The organism is Mesorhizobium sp. WSM4976, assembly GCF_029625685.1.
GTDB lineage: Bacteria > Pseudomonadota > Alphaproteobacteria > Rhizobiales > Rhizobiaceae > Mesorhizobium.
This window is the reverse complement of the sequence record NZ_JARTVT010000014.1, coordinates 42,757-60,836: the sequence shown is the minus strand read 5'-3', so window position 1 is coordinate 60,836 and position 18,080 is coordinate 42,757. Positions and strand designations below refer to the sequence as shown.

16 protein-coding genes are annotated in these 18,080 nt (G+C 63.0%); 7 read left to right on the top strand and 9 right to left on the bottom strand.

The window, feature by feature from the left end:
• The first annotated feature begins 21 nt into the window (after positions 1–21).
• Both P9272_RS18265 and P9272_RS18260 read left to right on the top strand, forming a co-directional pair.
• On the top strand, positions 22–570 hold the full coding sequence (locus tag P9272_RS18265) for a hypothetical protein (RefSeq protein WP_278161593.1): 549 nt from the start codon (positions 22–24) through the stop codon (positions 568–570).
• A 9-nt stretch (positions 571–579) separates the two neighbouring features.
• The gene (locus tag P9272_RS18260) at positions 580–999 is read left to right on the top strand and encodes an MAPEG family protein (RefSeq protein ID WP_278161592.1); all 420 of its coding nucleotides are present in this window, start codon (positions 580–582) and stop codon (positions 997–999) included.
• Positions 1,000–1,041: 42 nt separating this feature from the next.
• Here P9272_RS18260 and rnd read toward each other — a convergent pair whose 3' ends face one another.
• The gene (rnd, locus tag P9272_RS18255; RefSeq protein ID WP_278161591.1) at positions 1,042–2,193 is read right to left on the bottom strand and encodes a ribonuclease D; all 1,152 of its coding nucleotides are present in this window, start codon (positions 2,191–2,193) and stop codon (positions 1,042–1,044) included.
• A gap of 387 nt (positions 2,194–2,580) precedes the next feature.
• On the opposite strand from rnd, the gene aspS reads away from it, so the two are divergent.
• Complete coding sequence (gene aspS / locus P9272_RS18250; RefSeq protein WP_278161590.1) at positions 2,581–4,377, top strand: aspartate--tRNA ligase; 1,797 nt, start codon at positions 2,581–2,583, stop codon at positions 4,375–4,377.
• A gap of 89 nt (positions 4,378–4,466) precedes the next feature.
• Here the strand turns inward: aspS and P9272_RS18245 are convergent, their stop codons facing one another.
• Positions 4,467–5,657, bottom strand: a complete 1,191-nt coding sequence (locus P9272_RS18245) for a hypothetical protein (protein ID WP_278161589.1) — start codon at positions 5,655–5,657, stop codon at positions 4,467–4,469.
• A 24-nt stretch (positions 5,658–5,681) separates the two neighbouring features.
• Positions 5,682–5,984: a hypothetical protein gene (locus P9272_RS18240; RefSeq protein WP_128260438.1), complete on the bottom strand. Its 303-nt coding sequence runs from the start codon at positions 5,982–5,984 to the stop codon at positions 5,682–5,684.
• 79 nt (positions 5,985–6,063) lie between these two features.
• On the opposite strand from P9272_RS18240, the gene parC reads away from it, so the two are divergent.
• Together parC and P9272_RS18230 are read left to right on the top strand one after the other, a co-directional pair.
• Positions 6,064–8,319 (top strand): DNA topoisomerase IV subunit A, encoded by a 2,256-nt coding sequence (parC, locus tag P9272_RS18235; RefSeq protein WP_278161588.1) that lies wholly within the window; start codon positions 6,064–6,066, stop codon positions 8,317–8,319.
• A gap of 286 nt (positions 8,320–8,605) precedes the next feature.
• Positions 8,606–9,805, top strand: coding sequence for an AI-2E family transporter (locus P9272_RS18230; protein ID WP_278161587.1), 1,200 nt, complete (start codon positions 8,606–8,608; stop codon positions 9,803–9,805).
• On the opposite strand, the gene P9272_RS18225 is transcribed toward P9272_RS18230, so the two are convergent.
• The 4 genes from P9272_RS18225 to P9272_RS18210 all read right to left on the bottom strand — a co-directional run bounded on the left by P9272_RS18225 (position 9,793) and on the right by P9272_RS18210 (position 12,983).
• Positions 9,793–10,689, bottom strand: coding sequence for a DMT family transporter (locus P9272_RS18225; protein WP_278161586.1), 897 nt, complete (start codon positions 10,687–10,689; stop codon positions 9,793–9,795). The two genes, P9272_RS18230 and P9272_RS18225, sit on opposite strands and share 13 nt — an antisense overlap.
• Positions 10,690–10,815: 126 nt before the next feature.
• Complete coding sequence (locus P9272_RS18220; RefSeq protein WP_278161585.1) at positions 10,816–11,580, bottom strand: arginyltransferase; 765 nt, start codon at positions 11,578–11,580, stop codon at positions 10,816–10,818.
• Positions 11,581–11,728: 148 nt separating this feature from the next.
• Positions 11,729–12,199 carry an RDD family protein gene (locus P9272_RS18215; RefSeq protein ID WP_278161584.1) on the bottom strand — a complete coding sequence of 157 codons (471 nt, stop codon included), beginning with the start codon at positions 12,197–12,199 and terminating at the stop codon, positions 11,729–11,731.
• Positions 12,200–12,305: 106 nt separating this feature from the next.
• On the bottom strand, positions 12,306–12,983 hold the full coding sequence (locus P9272_RS18210) for an isoprenylcysteine carboxylmethyltransferase family protein (RefSeq protein ID WP_128260432.1): 678 nt from the start codon (positions 12,981–12,983) through the stop codon (positions 12,306–12,308).
• 201 nt (positions 12,984–13,184) lie between these two features.
• Here P9272_RS18210 and sthA point away from each other — a divergent pair, with 201 nt between their 5' ends.
• A complete protein-coding gene (gene sthA, locus P9272_RS18205) occupies positions 13,185–14,573 on the top strand; it encodes a Si-specific NAD(P)(+) transhydrogenase (protein ID WP_128260431.1) in 1,389 nt (462 codons plus the stop codon).
• A gap of 68 nt (positions 14,574–14,641) precedes the next feature.
• On the opposite strand, the gene P9272_RS18200 is transcribed toward sthA, so the two are convergent.
• Positions 14,642–15,241 (bottom strand): alpha/beta hydrolase, encoded by a 600-nt coding sequence (locus tag P9272_RS18200; protein ID WP_278161703.1) that lies wholly within the window; start codon positions 15,239–15,241, stop codon positions 14,642–14,644.
• 265 nt (positions 15,242–15,506) lie between these two features.
• On the opposite strand from P9272_RS18200, the gene opgC reads away from it, so the two are divergent.
• The gene (gene opgC / locus P9272_RS18195) at positions 15,507–16,721 is read left to right on the top strand and encodes an OpgC domain-containing protein (protein ID WP_278161581.1); all 1,215 of its coding nucleotides are present in this window, start codon (positions 15,507–15,509) and stop codon (positions 16,719–16,721) included.
• 130 nt (positions 16,722–16,851) lie between these two features.
• On the opposite strand, the gene P9272_RS18190 is transcribed toward opgC, so the two are convergent.
• Positions 16,852–17,931, bottom strand: coding sequence for a LacI family DNA-binding transcriptional regulator (locus P9272_RS18190; RefSeq protein ID WP_278161580.1), 1,080 nt, complete (start codon positions 17,929–17,931; stop codon positions 16,852–16,854).
• Positions 17,932–18,080 lie beyond the last annotated feature (149 nt).

The window sequence follows — 18,080 nt, the reverse complement described above, 5'->3', positions numbered from 1 at the left end:
CAGGGGGGACTGTGGCGTGATTTGAGCGTGGCGGTGCTGCGGCTGTCGCGGCACGCGGCGGCACTTTCCATCGCCTCGATTGCGCTTTTCCTGGTCATGACGGCGCTGGAGTTCCTCTATTTCCAGCGCTTGAGCGGCGGCTTGGCCTCGCTCGACATCCGCGTCGCCGGCTTCACCCCCGACGAAGGCATGGCCTGGCTGACCGCGCTTGGCCGGCGCGGCGGCGAGATCATCATCGTCTGGCACTGTTTGACCTTCGATCTCTTGTTCCCGGCGCTGCTGTCGCTGACGCTCGTCAGCCTCATCCTCGTCTTCGGTCGCCGGCTCAGCACGTTCCGTGCCATGCCGGCGCAAGTGCAGGCATTGTTCTCGCTGGTGCTGGTGCTTCCTTATGCGGTCGCCGACTACGTCCAGAATTTCACCGTGGCGCGCTTGCTGTCCGATTTCCAGTCGGCCAATCCCGATTCGCTGGCCTTCGCCTCCTCGCTGACCGTCACCAAATTCGCGCTGCTGGCGATCCCGGTCTTCGTCATCGCCGTATTTGCGGTGGCCGGCCAGCGGCGGCGCTGAGGGCGGCAGATGCGCCAGACGACGATCTTCTGGCCGATGCTGGCGCATGTGCTGTTGGTCTACATCGTCTATCTTGTGATGCTGAAGCGGCGCTATGAGGCTGTGAAATCGGGTGAGGCCAAGGTCAGCCAGTACAAGGTCCGCTCGACCGAGCCGGCCTCGAGCGTCACCGTCGCCAACAATCTGATCAATCAGTTCGAACTGCCCGTTCTCTTTCACGTGCTCTGCCTGGCGATGTTCGTCACCAACGGCGTGAACTATCTGACTCTCGCGCTGATGTGGCTGTTCATAGTCACGCGCTATGTCCACGCCTTCGTGCATCTCGGCAGAAACTACTTGCTGCACCGCAGCCGCGCATTCTTCCTCGGCGCGGGCATCCTTTTCGTCGCCTGGATCTGGTTCGCGCTGCACCTGCTGGGCGGGGTGTGATGCGCTCTTTCCTTTCTTCTGCAAGGGGAGAAGGAAGAGGCTCTACAGATCGAACACCGCGATCCTGCGCTTGTCGAACTTGATGCCGATCTCGCCGCGCACCAGCCTCAGCGCCTGGTCGCCGAAAACGGCGCGGCGCCAGCCTTGCAGTGCCGGCACGTCGGCTTCGTCGCCTTCGGCCGCTATGCGGTCGATATCGTCGCTGGAGGCAAGCACCTTGGTGGCGACGCCTTCCCTCTCGGCGACGATCCTGAGCAGCACCTTGAGCAGCTCCGCGGCCGCGTTCGATCCTTCCGGCGGCTGCACGCTCTTCGGCAGTTTCGGCATCGCCTCCTTGGGCAAGGCAAGGGCGGCATTGACCGCGCCGAGCAGCGCGCTTGCCGTGGCGGAGCGTTCCCAGCCTTTCGGGGTAGTGCGCAGCTTGCCGAGAGCTGCTGCATCGCGCGGCGCCTGTTGCGCGATCTCGTAGATCGCATCGTCCTTGAGCACGCGGCCCCGCGGCACGTCACGCTCGCGCGCCTCGCGCTCGCGCCAGGCGGCCACCGCCTGCACGATCGCCAGCTCCTGCGGCTTGCGCAGCCGCATCTTCAGCCGCTTCCAGGCATCCTCGGGATGCGGATCATACGTCTCGCGCGAGGTGAGGATATCCATCTCCTCGTTCAGCCAATGCGCGCGGTCCTCGCGCTTCAGCTCGGCGCTGAGATGCTGGTAGACCTTGATCAGATGGGTGACGTCGGCAAGCGCGTATTCGAGCTGCTTGTCGGAGAGTGGCCGGTGGCGCCAGTCGGTGAAGCGCGAGGACTTGTCCAAGCGCGCTCCCGTGACCTTCTGGACGAGTTGGTCATAGGAAACGCTGTCGCCGAAGCCGCAGACCATAGCCGCCACTTGGGTGTCGAATACCGGATGCGGCACGAGATTGCCGAGATGGACGATGATTTCGATGTCCTGGCGCGCCGCGTGGAAGACCTTCAGCACCGCCTCGTTGGCCATCAGCCGGAAAAACGGCTTCAGGTCGATGCCGGGCGCCAACGGATCGATAAGCGCCTCAATCCCAGGCGAGGCGATCTGGATCAGGCAGAGGATTGGCCAGAAGGTCGTCTCGCGGATGAATTCGGTATCGACGGTGACGAATTCCGACTTTTCGAACGCCGCGAGAACGCTCTCGAGTTCTTCTTGTGTGGTGATGACGCGCATCAAATCGCTTTGGCACAATATTAGGCCTCTTTCAATTTCAGCCGCGCGCGCTTTCGTCAAGCGCCGCAACGCCGCCGGGCACCGCTAACTTTCGCGAAAGCGCAATTCCGTTGGAAGGGCAGGGCGGTTCGGGCCTAGCCAGCCGGCGCCTCCGCCACGACGCTGTATCGCATGGCGACTGCCGATGCGATCCGCCATCTCGTGGTGGAAAAGACCGCCCCTCCCGCCATACTCGCCGATTTCCAAAGCCAGGGCGCGCAAATCCACTTTGCCTGAGCAGCCGAAGCGCGCCTGTGTGACCGCTTGCCTTGACAAAGCCGGCCTCTCATGCGCTTTTCGCGCCAATTTTCGAGCCGGGCTGGTGCCCGCAATTTCCGGACTTTACCCATGACCACGCATCGTTACCGCAGCCACACCTGTGCCCAGTTGAGAAAGAGCGACGTCGGCAATTCCGTCCGCCTGTCGGGCTGGGTGCATCGCGTGCGCGACCATGGCGGGCTGCTCTTCATCGACTTGCGCGACCATTACGGCCTGACCCAGATCGTCGCCGATCCGGATTCGCCGGCTTTCAAGGTGGCCGAGACCGTGCGCGGCGAATGGGTGATCCGCGTCGACGGCGAGGTGAAGGCGCGGCTGCCGGAGACGGTGAACGCCAACCTGCCGACTGGCGAGATCGAGATTTTCGCGCGCGAGATCGAGGTGCTGTCGGCCGCCAAGGAACTGCCGCTGCCGGTATTCGGCGAGCCGGAGTACCCGGAAGACATCCGTTTGAAATACCGCTTCCTCGACCTGCGCCGCGAGACGCTGCACCGGAATATCGTGGCGCGCACGAAGATCATCGCCGAGATGCGCAAGCGCATGGGCGAGGTCGGTTTCACCGAGTTCTCGACGCCGATCCTCACGGCCTCGTCGCCAGAAGGCGCACGCGACTTCCTTGTGCCGTCGCGTATCCATCCCGGCACCTTCTACGCGCTGCCGCAGGCGCCGCAGCAGTACAAGCAGCTGATCATGGTCTCCGGCTTCGACCGCTATTTCCAGATCGCGCCTTGCTTCCGCGACGAGGATCCGCGCGCCGACCGGCTGCCCGGCGAATTCTACCAGCTCGACCTGGAGATGAGCTTCGTCGAGCAGGACGATGTGCTCTCCACCATGGAGCCGGTGCTTCGCGGTGTCTTCGAGACGTTTGCCAACAGCAAGCCGGTGACCCAGGAGTTCCGCCGTATTCCGTACGACGAGGCGATGCGCACCTACGGCACTGACAAGCCGGACCTGCGCAACCCGATCGAGATGCAGGCGGTCTCGGATCAGTTCCGCGACTCCGGCTTTAAGGTGTTCGCCAACATTCTGGCGAACGATCCGAAAGCCGAAGTCTGGGCCATTCCGGCCAGGACCGGCGGCAGCCGCGCGTTCTGCGACCGCATGAACTCCTGGGCGCAAGGCGAGGGGCAGCCCGGCCTGGGCTACATCTTCTGGCGCAAGGAAGGTGAAAAACTCGAAGGCGCCGGTCCGATCGCCAAGAACATCGGCGAGGAACGCACGGAGGCGATCCGCCAGCAGCTCGGCCTTGCCGATGGCGATGCCGCCTTCTTCGTCGCCGGCGACCCGAAGAAGTTCGTCACCTTCGCGGGTGCCGCGCGCACCCGCGCCGGCGAGGAACTGAACCTTGTCGACCGCGAGCGCTTCGAGCTCTGCTGGATAGTCGACTTCCCGTTCTTCGAATGGAACGAGGACGAAAAGAAGATCGACTTCGCCCACAACCCGTTCTCCATGCCGCAGGGCGGCATTGACGCGCTGAACGGCCAGGAACCGCTCGGCATCAAGGCGTTCCAATACGACATGGTCTGCAACGGTTTCGAGATCGCGTCGGGCGGCATCCGCAACCATCTGCCGGAGACCATGGTCAAGGCATTCGAGATGGTTGGTCTCGACCGCGCAACCGTGGAAGAGCGCTTTGGCGGCCTCTATCGCGCCTTCCAGTACGGCGCGCCGCCGCATGGCGGCATGGCGGCCGGCGTTGACCGCATCGTCATGCTGCTCGTGGGCGCCAAGAACCTGCGCGAGATCACCATGTTCCCGATGAACCAGCAGGCCTACGACCTTCTAATGAACGCGCCGTCGGAAGCGACCCCGCAGCAACTGCGCGAACTGTCGCTGCGCGTCGCGGTGACGAAGAAGGAAGGCTAGGACCCAGAGCCAAGCCCTTATTTTCTCATGGAAATCTACTAAAAGCCCGGCATCGCTGCCGGGCTTTTCGTTTGGGACGAACCGATCTCTCAGTCCTGGTTCGCCTTGACCTTGACGCCGAGCGTCTTCGGCAGGTCGAGCGGGTTGGACATGGCGCCCGCCATGATCAGCGCGAACGGCACCGACGACGGCGGCTCGGCCGATATTTCCAGGCTCTTCGGATTGTCGAGGAAGGTGTTGACCGCCGACGAGACTTCCGCAGTGAGCTCCGGATTGTTGAGCTGCGCCATGCCGAAGGGCACGATCGCCTTGGCCTGGTTGGCGACGTCTTTGGCCGACATGCCCTGCTGTTTGCCGACATAGTCGAGCACCTTGCCGGTGAGCGAATCGTCTTGATAGCGGATCGAGGCGCCGTTGAAGGAAAGCTGCTGCATGAGGCCGAGCATGGCCATGCCCTGCGCCGATTTGTCGGCGCCTTCCGGCTGTGAGGCGAGTTGCTTCTGCATCGCCTGCATCGACTTGATGAAATCGACAGTGTAGCCGCCGAGGTTGAAGGTCATGCCTAGCGTGCCGGCATTCTCAACCGAGATGTCGTATTTCGACAGCTCCATCTTGCCGTCGCTCGGCTGCCAGGTGCCGGCCATGGCGATGTTGCCCGAGATGTTCTGGTAGCCGAGCGCGTCGATCGCCTCCTTCGACTTGGGATCGTCGATCAGCGACAGGTCGGCGGTGAATTTCTGGGTATTGGCGGTGAAGTCCATCGCCTTGCCGTCAGCCGGAGGCGTGATCTGGACGGCAAGCCCGTCCATCGCGAACGCCGTCTTATCGCCGACCTTGACCGTCATGTTGGACAGCTCGGCCGACTTGTACATCATCAGCGAGCCGAGCGTGTCGGTGCTGCCCTCGGCCGGAACCTTCATGTCGTGGATGATCACCGGACTGAGGTCGAGCGTCACGCCGTCCTTGCTGTGTTGGAAGGGCGAGGTCGAAACAGTGGCTATCTGATAGCCGTCGTTGGCCTGGGTGACACCTTCCAGCTTCACGTCGCCGATCGGCAGCGCTTCCTTCTCGGCGGCCGGCTTGATGGAGACACCCTGCAGCACGGCGTTGGAATCATCGCCTGAGACCCCGGTCCAGGAAATATCGACACCTTGGGCGGCAAGGGCTGCCTTGATGCGTTCGGCGACCGCCGGGTCGGCGGCGAAGGCCCCGTTGAGCGGCAGCGTCAGCAGAAAGGTCGAAAAAGCCAGTTTCTTGAGCGTTGAGCGTTGGATTGTCATGGCGAGTTCCCTGTCCTGATTTGGCTATGATGAAAACTGTTTTGAAACCTGCTCCATCACCATTCCGTGACGAACGGGACGGGAAAAAGGCATTTCCCGGCACATGTGTCGAAAATGGCGACGAAAAGCAAACGCCGGCCGGCAGCCTTTGTGCGATGCGGTGAATTTGTCATGAAGATCGCGGCTTTCCTCCGCCAGCGTTGCATTGCCAGATAGACGGCGCATGTAACGGATTGATGTTGGGCGGCGTAGCGTTGCCGCCGCGACCTGTTGCAGATCGGCGGCAAATTGCAGCCGCCGTCCCGAAGCTTCCGTGAAGCCGTTCACATCGGGGGGCGGCCGCGACGAAAGCGCCGGTGTTAACGCAGCGCTTGCCGCGAATCATCCGCTCGGATAGTCCAAACCCATGGGAAAAAGGCTTTTGCCGCCCGATGACAATGGCGGCGGCGACAAAATCGAACCAGTCGATCTCAAGGAAGCGCTTGAGCGGCGCTATCTCGCTTACGCGCTGTCGACCATCATGCACCGGGCACTGCCGGACGTGCGCGACGGACTGAAACCGGTCCATCGCCGCATCATGCATGCCATGCGGCTGCTCAGGCTCAACCCCGATCAGGGTTTCGCCAAATGCGCCCGTATCGTCGGCGACGTGATGGGCAAGTTCCATCCGCATGGCGACCAGTCAATCTACGACGCGCTGGTGCGCCTGGCGCAGGATTTCTCGATGCGCTACCCGCTGGTCGACGGGCAGGGCAATTTCGGCAACATCGATGGCGATAACGCCGCCGCCATGCGCTACACCGAAGCGCGCATGACCGAGGTGGCGAGCGAGCTGCTTGCCGGCATCAATGAAGACGCGGTCGACTTCCGCCCGACCTACAATGAAGAGGACGAGGAGCCGTCCGTCTTGCCGGGCGCCTTCCCGAACCTGCTCGCCAATGGTTCCTCCGGCATTGCCGTCGGCATGGCGACCTCGATCCCGCCGCATAATGCCGCCGAGCTTTGCGATGCGGCGCTTCATCTGATCGAGCATCCGGACGCGCCGGTGGTGAAGCTGATGGATTTCGTCCAGGGGCCGGATTTCCCGACCGGGGGCATCATCGTCGACAGCCGCGCCTCGATCCTCGAAGCCTATGAGACGGGCCGCGGCGGCTTCCGCGTGCGCTCCAAATGGGGCCAGGAGGACCAGGGCAGGGGCACCTGGAGCATCGTCGTCACCGAGATTCCTTACGGCGTGCAGAAAGCCAGGCTGATCGAGAAAATCGCCGAGCTGTTGATGGCGCGCAAGCTGCCGCTGCTCGAAGACATCCGCGACGAGAGCGCCGAGGACATCCGTATCGTGCTGGTGCCGAAGAGCCGCACCGTGGATCCCGGCCTGCTGATGGAATCGCTGTTCAAGCTCACCGAGCTCGAAAGCCGCTTCCCGCTCAACATGAACGTCTTGTCGCGCGGCAAGGTGCCGAACGTGCTCTCGCTGAAAGGCGTGTTGAAAGAGTGGCTCGACCACCGCCGCAACGTCCTGATCCGCCGCTCGAAATACCGGCTCGGCGAGATCGAGAAGCGACTGGAAATCCTCGCCGGCTATTTGATCGCCTATCTCAACATCGATGAGGTCATCAGGATCATCCGCGAGGAGGATGAGCCCAAGCAGGTGATGATGGCCCGCTGGTCCCTCACCGACACCCAGGCCGAAGCGATCCTCAACATGCGCCTGCGCGCCTTGCGCAAGCTCGAGGAGATCGAGATCCGCAAGGAGTTCGACGGCCTCACGGCCGAGAAGAAGCAGATCGAGGCGCTGCTCGCGTCCGACGCCAAGCAATGGGCCACGATCAAGTGGGAAGTCACCCAGCTTCGCGACAAGTTTGGCCCCGAGACCGAGCTCGGCAAGCGCCGCACCCAGTTCGCCGACGCGCCGGAGCACGATCTCACCGACATCGCGCATGCGATGATCGAACGTGAGCCGGTCACGGTCGTCGTCTCGGAAAAGGGCTGGCTGCGCGCCATGAAGGGCCACCTGACCGATTATTCGCAGCTCGCCTTCAAGGAAGGCGACAGCCTGAAGCTCGCCTTCCATGCCCAGACCACCGACAAGATCCTGGTCTTCACCACCGGCGGCAAGTTCTACACCATCGGCGCCGACCGGCTGCCGGGCGGCCGCGGCCATGGCGAGCCGATCCGCATCATCGTCGACATGGAGAACGACCAGGACATTGTCACCGCCTTTGTCCATGATCCGAAGCGCAAGCTGCTGCTCGTCTCCTACGACGCCAATGGCTTCATCGTTTCGGAGGAAGAAGTCGTCGCCAACACCCGCAAAGGCAAGCAGGTGATGAACGTCAAGGCGCCGGACGAAGCCAAGCGCTGCATTCCGGTCTCGGGCGATCACCTCGCCATCGTCGGCGAGAACCGCAAGATGCTGGTCTTTCCACTCGGCGAAATTCCGGAAATGGCGCGCGGCAAGGGCGTGCGCCTCCAGAAATACAAGGACGGCGGCGTGCTGGATCTCAAGACCTTCACGCTGGAAACCGGGCTCTCCTGGCAGGATTCGGCCGACCGCACCTTCACCAAGTCGCGCGAGGAACTGGCCGAGTGGATCGGCGCCCGCGCCGCCGCCGGCCGCATGGTGCCGAAGGGTTTTCCAAGGACGGGGAAGTTCGGGTAGCGAGGCGCTCGACCTTCTCCCCCTATGGGAGAAGGTGGACGAGCGAAGCTCGGCCGGATGAGGGCTGGTGGAAGGATCGCCACTCGGACGTAAGCGCATAAATTCCTTGGATGTTTGGCGCCGCACTGCGCTGGAACACCCCTCGTCCGTCTCGGCGCTGTGCGCCGAGCCACCTTCTCCCACAAGGGGAGAAGGAAAAGGCACTATTTGGACTATCGTCACGATTGCTGCACTATGATGGTGCATAAGCCTCATGGAAACCACAGGGCAGGGGAGAAACGCCGGGTTGAAGCGGGCTGAGATCCAGAAGCCGGGGCAGCGCCTGTTCGGCCTGTCGACGCCGCTGAGGGCGGCCGTCATCCCGCCGCTGTCGGCGGCGCGCTGGCTCCTGGTGCTGATCGCCGCCGCCGGCGTCTATTTCTTCCACGGTTTCCTGTTTCCGGTTCTAGCCGCCCTCGTCATCGCCTTCGGGAGCTGGCCGCTCTACCGCCGGCTGCTCGTCGCCGTCGGCGGCAACCGCACCGTCGGCGCGACGCTCGCGATCCTCTTCATCCTCACCTTCCTGGTGGTGCCGATCGCGCTGGCCGGCACCTATGCCATCAACGAGCTGCGCGAGTGGGTCACCTGGGCGATCGAGACCAACCGGCACGGCGCGGTGACGCCGCAATGGATCGCCACCATGCCGGTGGTCGGCGAGTGGCTGAACGAGCAGTGGACGGCCTATCTCGGCCACCCCGGCGGCATCGGCGAACTTATTCAGGCGGTCAGCGGCTCCAATATCGGAAATATCTATCGCGGAGCTTTGGCTGCTGGCGGCAGTGCCTTCAGCCTGCTGCTGACGCTCTTGTTCATGATGATCGCGCTATTCTTCGCCTATCGCGACGGCGAGTCTTTCGCGGCCCAGGTCGATCGCTTGGGCGAGCGCATCCTGCCGACGCGCTGGGAGCGCATCTCGCGCGTCGTGCCGGCGACGATCTCCTCGACCGTGACGGGTATGACCATCATAGCCATCGGCGAAGGCCTGGTGTTGGGCATCGCTTATTGGCTCGCCGGCGTGCCGTCGCCGGTTACGCTCGGCGCGCTCACCGGTATCATGGCACTGATCCCGGGCGGTGCGCCGCTCTCCTTCACACTGGTCTCTATCTACCTCGCAGCCAGCGGCAAGCTGTTCGCCGGCCTTGCATTGTTCACATGGGGCGCGGTGGAGCTCTTCATTGTCGACAAGACACTGCGGCCCAAGCTGGTCGGCGGGCCGATCAAGCTGCCCTTCCTGCCGACTTTTTTCGGACTGATTGGCGGCGTCAAGACCATGGGCTTCCTCGGCCTGTTTATCGGCCCGGTGCTGATGGCGCTGCTCGTGGCCATCTGGCGCGAGTGGCTGCGCGAGGTGGAATTGATGGACGAGATTCCTCCGGTCGCCGACCATACCGGCGCGCCGCCCAAAATCGAGGCGACCGCCGAACCGAGAAAAATTCAGGCCGGGTGAACCACCGCAAGCGCGGCGCGGCGCTTGCGGCCCTCATGCAATTGCCACAGCGAATGCGCCACCAGCGTCACGATCAGGATCGTGCCGCCGATCAGGCTGTTGCGTGTCGGCGTCTCGGAGAAGATCAACCACACCCAGATCGGGGCGAACACGGTTTCCAGCAGGTAGAACATCGCCACTTCGGGCCCTGAAATGTATTTCGGTCCGTTTGCCAGACAGAAGAACGAGATCGGCATGATCACGGCGCCGTTAAGGACGATCCACCACGGCGCGTCGACGCGAAAGCCGGTATTCGATACCATGAAGGCGGCCACGGCGAATGGCAGGACCACCCCGATAAGCGACGTGAAGCCCATCTCTTGGCCGCTGGCGCGCGATATGGTGATGGCGGATGCGACGCAAAGCGCCGAGCATAGCGCCATGATGTCGCCGAACAGATTGCCGGTGCCGATCGAATCGCCAACGATTATGCCGACGCCGACGATCATCAGTGCCAGCGCCGCGAGCGTCGCAGGTCGCGGGGTCTCCTTCAGGAAAAGCCACGACAGTAGCGCCGAGAACATCGTGGTGAACGCCAGGATGAAGACGAGGTCGGCGGTCGAGGTGTGATAGACCCCGGTGATGAAGGCGATCGAGCCGAGCCCGTAAAGCGTGGCTACGACCAGGCCCGGGCGTCCGGGAATGAGCTTCGGCACCTTGTCGCTCAGCAAGCGCCAGACCACCCAGATGACCAGCGCCGCGGTGAACATGGATCCGGTGCGCAGCAGCAGGATCGACCACGCCTCGCCATGCGCGAGCCGGATCAGTGGTATATCGACGGTCAACGTGACCCCGCCAAGCGCCGTCAGCAGCAGCCCCCTGGTGTGAGCATTGTGGGAAGACATGCGGCAGTATCTCGAAATGAAGTGGAAGAAGGCGGCCGACGGCGTGATTGCACACCGTTCCGCCATCGGCGGGAAGGCCAGCATCTCCCACCCTGAAACAGTTTAATGGCGGAGTTTTGAGAACTATCAGCGAATGACCGCTTCGTGGTCGTAGCGTTCCCAGCCTTTCGGGCCGAGATGCTCCTGCGGCATGAAGCGCATCTTATAGGTCATCTTGCGCGAGCCGTTGACCCAGTAGCCGAGATAGACGTGGGGCAGGCCCATCGCCTTGGCGCGGGCGATGTGGTCGAGGATCATGAAGGTGCCGAGCGAGCGGTCCTCGAGGTCGGGATTGAAGTAGGAATAGACCATCGACAGGCCGTCGGCCATCTTGTCGGTGAGCGCGACGGCGATCAGTTCGCCCTGGCCTTTGCCAGTGATGAAAGTGTCCGGGCCACGACGCCGGTATTCGATGATCTTGGTGTCGACATGCGTGTCCTCCACCATCATCGCATAGTCGAGCACGGTCATGTCCGACATGCCACCACGGCGATGGCGGGCGTCGAGATAGCTGCGGAAGAGCGAGTACTGCTCCGTCGAGGGCTGAGCGTCATGCATGGCGCCGACGAGATCGGCATTGTGCTGGATGACGCGGCGCATGTTGCGGCTGGGGTCGAATTCCTGCGCCAGGATGCGCACCGACACACAGGCGCGGCAAGACTCGCAAGCCGGGCGGTAGGCGATATTCTGCGAGCGCCGGAAGCCGCCTTGCGTCAGCAGGTCGTTCATCTCAGGCGCCTTGTCACCGACAAGGTGCGTGAACACTTTGCGCTCGAACTGTCCCTCCAGATAGGGACACGGCGACGGCGCGGTCAGGAAGAACTGCGGCGACTGGGTCGGATGCTGCGTCATCTAATCTTGGATACGCTCCTGCGAATCGCCCTACCTTTGGCCCGGCCGGCGAAAAATTCAACAGGATTGTGCTGCCGCGACGTCTGCGGCCTGTTCATATTTAGGGGCAGGCGGCTTGGTCGTTCGATGGACGCGGCTGTCGGCACCGTCAGATGTCGGTGCGGGTGACCACGGTGCCGAGCAGCAGGTCGTGCAGCGTGCGCTTGCGGTCGGAAAACAGAGTGACCAGCAGCACCAGCGGCGTCAGGATGACGTTGCCGGCCCAGAACAGAACGGAATGCACCACCGCCGTCATGCCGTCGATGCGGCTACCGTCGAGCTTCTCCAGGCGGATGCCCATGATCTTCATGCCGGTCGTCGCCTGGTCGCGGCTGCCTAGCGTGTTCCAGATGTAGAGGATGGCGACCATCGGCACCAGCACCGAAAACAGCGCCCAGCCGAGGCCGAACGTCAACAGCCCGAGAATGGCGACCAGGATCGCGAAGGGTATGGTCAGCAGTGCCACGAAGAAATAATCGAGCAGGAAGGCAAGGATGCGCCTTGTCCGCACACCGCGATAGGCGCGGGTGTCCTCGAACCTGGTCGTGATGATCTCGCCGTCCAATACGCGTGCGTTCATGTCCGTTCCTCGGTCGCGGCGCCCGCATCGGGACGCCTGCCGCCTTTTCAAATGGTGAGGGCGGCCAGGAATTCAAGGAACGTGCCCGCCGGCGGCCGGCGTGCTCTCAGAAAATGCCGGGACAGAGCCTGTAGCGAACCCGTCCGAGATAGTCGCGATATTCCTGCGTCAGTGCCAAGATGCGCTCCTCGCGAAGGATGCGATGGATCTGGAACAGGGTGATGATCGCGTAGACGGTGAAATTGTAGACCGAGAAGCTCGACAACAGGAACAGGATGTGCCCCGCCAGGTAGCCCGCATAAATCGGGTGCCGCACGAACCGGTAGGCCCCGCCGGTGACGACCCCGCGATTTGCGGGCAGAATGGCGAAGGAGCGGCCGAGCGACATCTTGCCCCAGATCACCAGCCACAAGGCCAGGAACTGCAGCGGCGCCGCGATAAAGAGCGGAATGATGGCAGTGCCTTCCTGGAGCGACACGAAGCCGGAGCCGAAACCGGCGGTCACCGCTATAAAGACCGTGAAAGGGCTCCAGTCGCGGACCAGCGGTCGCCGCGCCAGAAGCAGCCAAATGAAGGTGAGCGTCTCGGAGATCGTCAGCAGCAGGACGTTGAGGCGTCCCGGATCGACGATGACATTGTGCACCCCACGGTAGACGAATATAGCAGCCACAACCAGGGCGATGAAACGGAACAGGCCTTCCCGGAGATCCACGACGACTGGGTGCGACTGTAGCTCGGCCAGAAATCCTGTCGCCGTGCCGGGCAAGGTATCGCTTTTGGACATGGACAATCGGCTAGCCTGTGGTTGCCTCGCGGGAGACCATTGCATGCAAGCGTTGCCGCGGGGTTAAGTTCATCGGTGTATGTGGTTGCATCTTCCAGATTTTTCGCAATTGGCCAGAAATCTCGATAGGCAGTTGAATATGACGCGGCCGTCAGCTTAGCTTGCTGCGGCGCACAAGATGCATCCGAGGGGCGGCAGTTAATGGACTACGATATGCTGGTCATTGGCAGCGGACCTTCCGGGCGCCGCGCCGCTGTGCAGTCGGCCAAGCTCGGTAAATCGGTGCTGGTGGTAGACCGGGGCAGGCGTCTGGGCGGTGTCTCGGTGCATACCGGCACCATCCCATCGAAGACGTTGCGCGAGACCGTGCTCAATCTCTCGGGCTGGCGCGAGCGCGGCTTCTACGGCCGCGGCTACCGGGTGAAGCAGGACATTTCGATCGGTGATCTGGTCGAGCGGTTGCACAAGACCCTCGACCACGAGGTCGAGGTATTGCAGCACCAGTTCATGCGCAACACTGTGAGGAGCGCGCGCGCCGCGGTTAAATTCCTCACGCCGAACAAGGCCAGCCTGACCGCCGACAATGGTGATTACAGTGAGATTGGCTTTGCCAACGCCCTGATTGCCGTCGGCACCCGGCCGCACCGGCCTGCCGACGTGCCCTTCGACAGGAAGCGCATCTTCGACAGCGACGAGATGCTGGAACTCCACCACCTGCCGCGAACGCTGACGGTGATCGGCGCCGGCGTCATCGGCGTTGAGTATGCTACCATCTTTTCGGCGCTCGACGTGCCGGTGACCTTGGTCGAGCCGCGCAATTCCATCCTGGATTTCATCGACCGCGAGATCGTCGACGACTTCATTCACCAGATGCGCGACCGCGGCATGACCATCCGGCTCGGCAGCCCGGTAAAGGAGATCGCCTCCAAACCCGACCATGCCGAGGTTACGCTCACCGACGGCCGCACCATCCGCTCCGAGATGGTGCTCTACGCTGCCGGCCGCACCGGCAACATAGCCAGCCTCGGCCTCGACTCAGTCGGCATCGAGGCCGACGCCCGAGGCCGGGTAAAGGTCGATCCGCAGACTTTCCAGACGAGCGTGCCGAACATCTACGCGGCCGGCGACGTCATCGGCTTCCCGAGCCTTGCCTCGACCTCGATGGAGCAGGGCCGGGTGGCGGCATGCCACGCCTTCGGCGTCAACCTGCCGCCGCCGCCGGAAAGCTTTCCCTATGGCATCTACGCCGTGCCGGAGATATCGACGGTCGGCCTGTCGGAGGAGCAGGTGCGCGAGAGCGGGGATGCTTATGAGGTCGGCCTGGCACGTTTTCGCGAGACATCGCGCGGCCATATCATGGGCGTCTCAAGCGGTTTCCTGAAGCTGTTGTTCTCTGTCGAGACGCGCCGCCTGCTTGGGGCCCACATCGTCGGCGAAGGCGCCACCGAGCTCATTCATATCGGCCAGGCGGTCATCAATCTTGGCGGCACGGTCGACTTCTTCGTCAACAACACCTTCAACTACCCGACGCTGGCCGAAGCCTACAAGATCGCGGGCCTGGACGCCTGGAACCGGATGGGACGGGGGTAGAATTCTCTTGAGCCGCCACGTGCCAAGCTTGCCGCCTAAAGCCAGTATTGCCGGGCTGGCGGACACGGTCAGGTCGCCGGCATAGGACCAGCCAGCCACTGCCGCGCGATCGCCGCGTCCGCATCGCCGAATTCATGACCCGAGGCAACGATGCGCGCGTCGACCTCGGCCCGGCGCTCGCTGAACAGCGTCACCAGCGCCGGCGCGAACGGGCCGTAGGTCTGGTCGGCGGCACCGGCGATGATCAGCACACGCGCTCCGCCGAGATCGGTCATCGGCGAAGTGTCGAGCACCGGCATCGCTCGTAGAAGCGCCGCCTGCCGGACCAGGCCAGGATGGAGCAGCATCAGGCTGGAGACGACGTTGGCGCCGTTCGAGTAGCCAAGGAAGGTCGCGCGCCCCAGGTCGAGGCCATGGTGCTTCGCTATCTCCACGGCGAACTCGGCATAGGCGGCGGTCTCGTCGCGGATGCTGGTCTGTTCGAAACTTGTCGGCGTGATTCGCTCGAACCAGCGAAAGCCGTCGTCCTGGGGGATGCGTCCGCGCGCGGCGACCAGCGTTGCATCGGGCGCGATCTTCCTTGCAAGAGGGATGAGCGTCGTTTCGTCCACGCCCGATCCGTGAAGCACAAAAATGCATTTGCCGGTCGACTTTGCCGGTGTCGCCATCCGATAGCGAAAGGCAAGATCGCCGTACAGGATACTGTTTTCGTCGCTATATTCGAACACGCTCACATCCATTTGATTCCATGAGAGATTTGTTGATTTGCCGGCTTCAAAACAGAATATTTTCGCGCTCCGCGAAAGTTGATTGAACCGGGCGCATTTCAGTCCGTTTCAGCGCCGATACACCTCCCCTTGGGAGGAATCGAAGCGGTGCGCCCCGGGGGTCGCATTGCTGGCTATGAACAACCAGCTTTGAGGCCTTTTGTCGATGACCACCCCTGTTTCCAACCAGCGCGACCAGCGCATCGGGGAGCGTGACAGACGCATCAACGATCGTGACACACGTATCGATGTGCTGCGCGCGCTCGCGCTGCTCACCATCTTCGTCGACCACGTGCCGGGCACGGTCTTCGAGAACTGGACCTACAAGAATTTCGGCTTTTCCGACGCGGCCGAAGCCTTCGTGCTGATCTCCGGCATCTCGGTGGCGCTGGCCTACGGCGCGAAGTTCAAGCCGGGCGACCGATTGCTTGCGACCTTGAAAATGTGGCGGCGCGCTGGCGTGCTCTACATCTCCCACATCGTCATCACGATGGTTGTAATCGCGCTTTTTTGCGCCGCGGCGGTGTTCGCGCATCGCCCGGAAATGCTCACCATGATCAACATCGAGCCCCTAATGAAGAACACGCCGCAGGTGTTGCTCGGCATCGTCACGCTAGGCCACCAGCTCGGCTACAACAACATCCTGCCGGTCTACGCGGCGCTGCTTTTGGCGGCGCCGGCCTTCGTGCTGTTCGTCGGCTATCGGCCGGTGCCGGCGCTGATCGTGTCCGGCCTGCTCTGGCTCGTCGCCGGCATCTGGCAGATCGCGCCGCCGAACTACCCGGAGCCGGGCCTCTGGTTCCTCAACCCGTTGTCCTGGCAGTTCCTGTTCAACATTGGCCTTGCCGCCATGCTGCATGTGAAGCGGGGCGGGCGGATTCCGGCCAATTCGTGGCTGTTGGGTGCCGCCGGCATCTATGTGGTCGGTGCAGCGATCTGGGTGCACAGTCCGCTCTGGGGGCAGATAACCTGGTTCAACCTGCCGGTGGTGATCGGCGGCTTCGACAAGACTTTCCTGTCGTTGCCAAGGTTGTTGCACATCCTGTCGGTCAGCTTCCTGATCGTCGCGTTGCCGGCTGTCTCGAACCTCTTCCGCGTCCGGCCCGACAATCCGCTGGCCATTCTGGGCAAGCGCTCGCTGCCGGTGTTCGTCGCCGGCACGCTGCTTGCCATGGCGGCGCAGGTGCTGAAGCTGATCAACCCCGGTGGTCCGGCTTACGATACGCTGCTGATCTCGGCCGGCATCGCCATGCAGTTCGCGCTTGCTCTCTATCTTGAATGGCTCGCCGGCCTCGGCCAGTCCCGCGCCAAGGCGGCGCCTGAGGAAGTTCCGCACAGGCGATTCGCGCACCCGGTACCGGCGAGGGCGGGAGGATACTGAGTTCGCTGAAAGCCATTCCAGGAAAAGTGCGCGCAGTTAGGCTCGGCGACTTCGCCGTGGCCTTCCGTCCGGAATTGCCTAAAGACAAGAAGGTAGGACGTTCACCGTTTCCGTGAAACGGTGAAACGCCCTATCCTTTGCGGGCCGGGCCGGTCGAGGCCCTGACGATCAGCTCGACGCCCATGGTCTCGCGCCGCACCGCGCCGTCATGGTCGAGGATCATGCGCGCGGCGCGGCGGCCGATCTCGGTGATCGGCTGGGCGATCGTGGTCAGCCCGGGCGTGCACAGCGCGCCGTCCGGCACGCCGTCGAAACCGACGATCGAGACATCCTGCGGCACCTTGATGCCCCGCGCGGTCAGCCAGTTGATGGCGATCAGGGCCATGCGGTCCGACATCGCCAGGATGGCGGTTGGCGGTTCATCCTTGGCGAAGATCGCCTCGAGGCCGGCCTTGGTGCTTTTTTCGTCGTTCTCGGTCTCGTAGACTGGGATTTTCGTCGTATCAACGCCGAAGCGGGCAAGCTCCTCGAAATAGCCGGCAAGGCGATCACGTGTTCCGGTGTAGAGCGCGCCGCGCACGATGTCCGGCGTGGCGAAGCCGGTGCGGCCGTCGGCAAAGGCCAGCGACAGCACCGCGAAACGGCGATGGCCGAGCTCGGCGAGATGGCGCGCCGCGAGTCTTGCGCCCGCGACGTTATCGACGCCGATGGCCGAGACGGTCTCGTCCTGGAAGCCGAGTTCCAGCGCCACGAAGGGCAGCCTTCGCTCGCGCGTCAGGTCGACAAGGCGCGAGCCGCCTTCAATGCAGAACAAGATGAAGCCGTCGACAAGCGCGCTCTGGATATTCCAGGCAAGCTTCTCCTGGTTGGCCGCCGACACCAGCGCGATGCCCGCGCCGGTGGCATCGCAGGCTTCTGAAATGCCGCCCATCATCGCGCGCGCGAACGGATCGTCGAAGAAATAAGAGAGGGGCTCGGTGGTTGCGACGCCGATGGCGTTGACCTTGCCGGCGCGCAGCAGCCGGCCTTTCGGGTCCGGCCCGGCATAGCCCATCTGCTCCGCCACCGCCTTGACCCGCTCACGCACTTCAGCGCGCACGATCTCGGGCCGGCTGAAGACATTCGAGGCCGTGCCATGCGAGACGCCGGCGGCCCTGGCGATGTCCGCGAGCCTGATCGGCCTTGCCTGGCCTTCAAGGAGTGAAGCCATGTCGTTCCTCCGAATCCGGTCACGGCACGACCATGACCGCTGAATTGTCGCCGGTCACCTAACATTTTTGTTGGATCGATTCAAATTCTGCTTGACGTCCCGCGATTGAGGAATATGATTTGAATCGATCCAATAATTTCCGCTTCGCA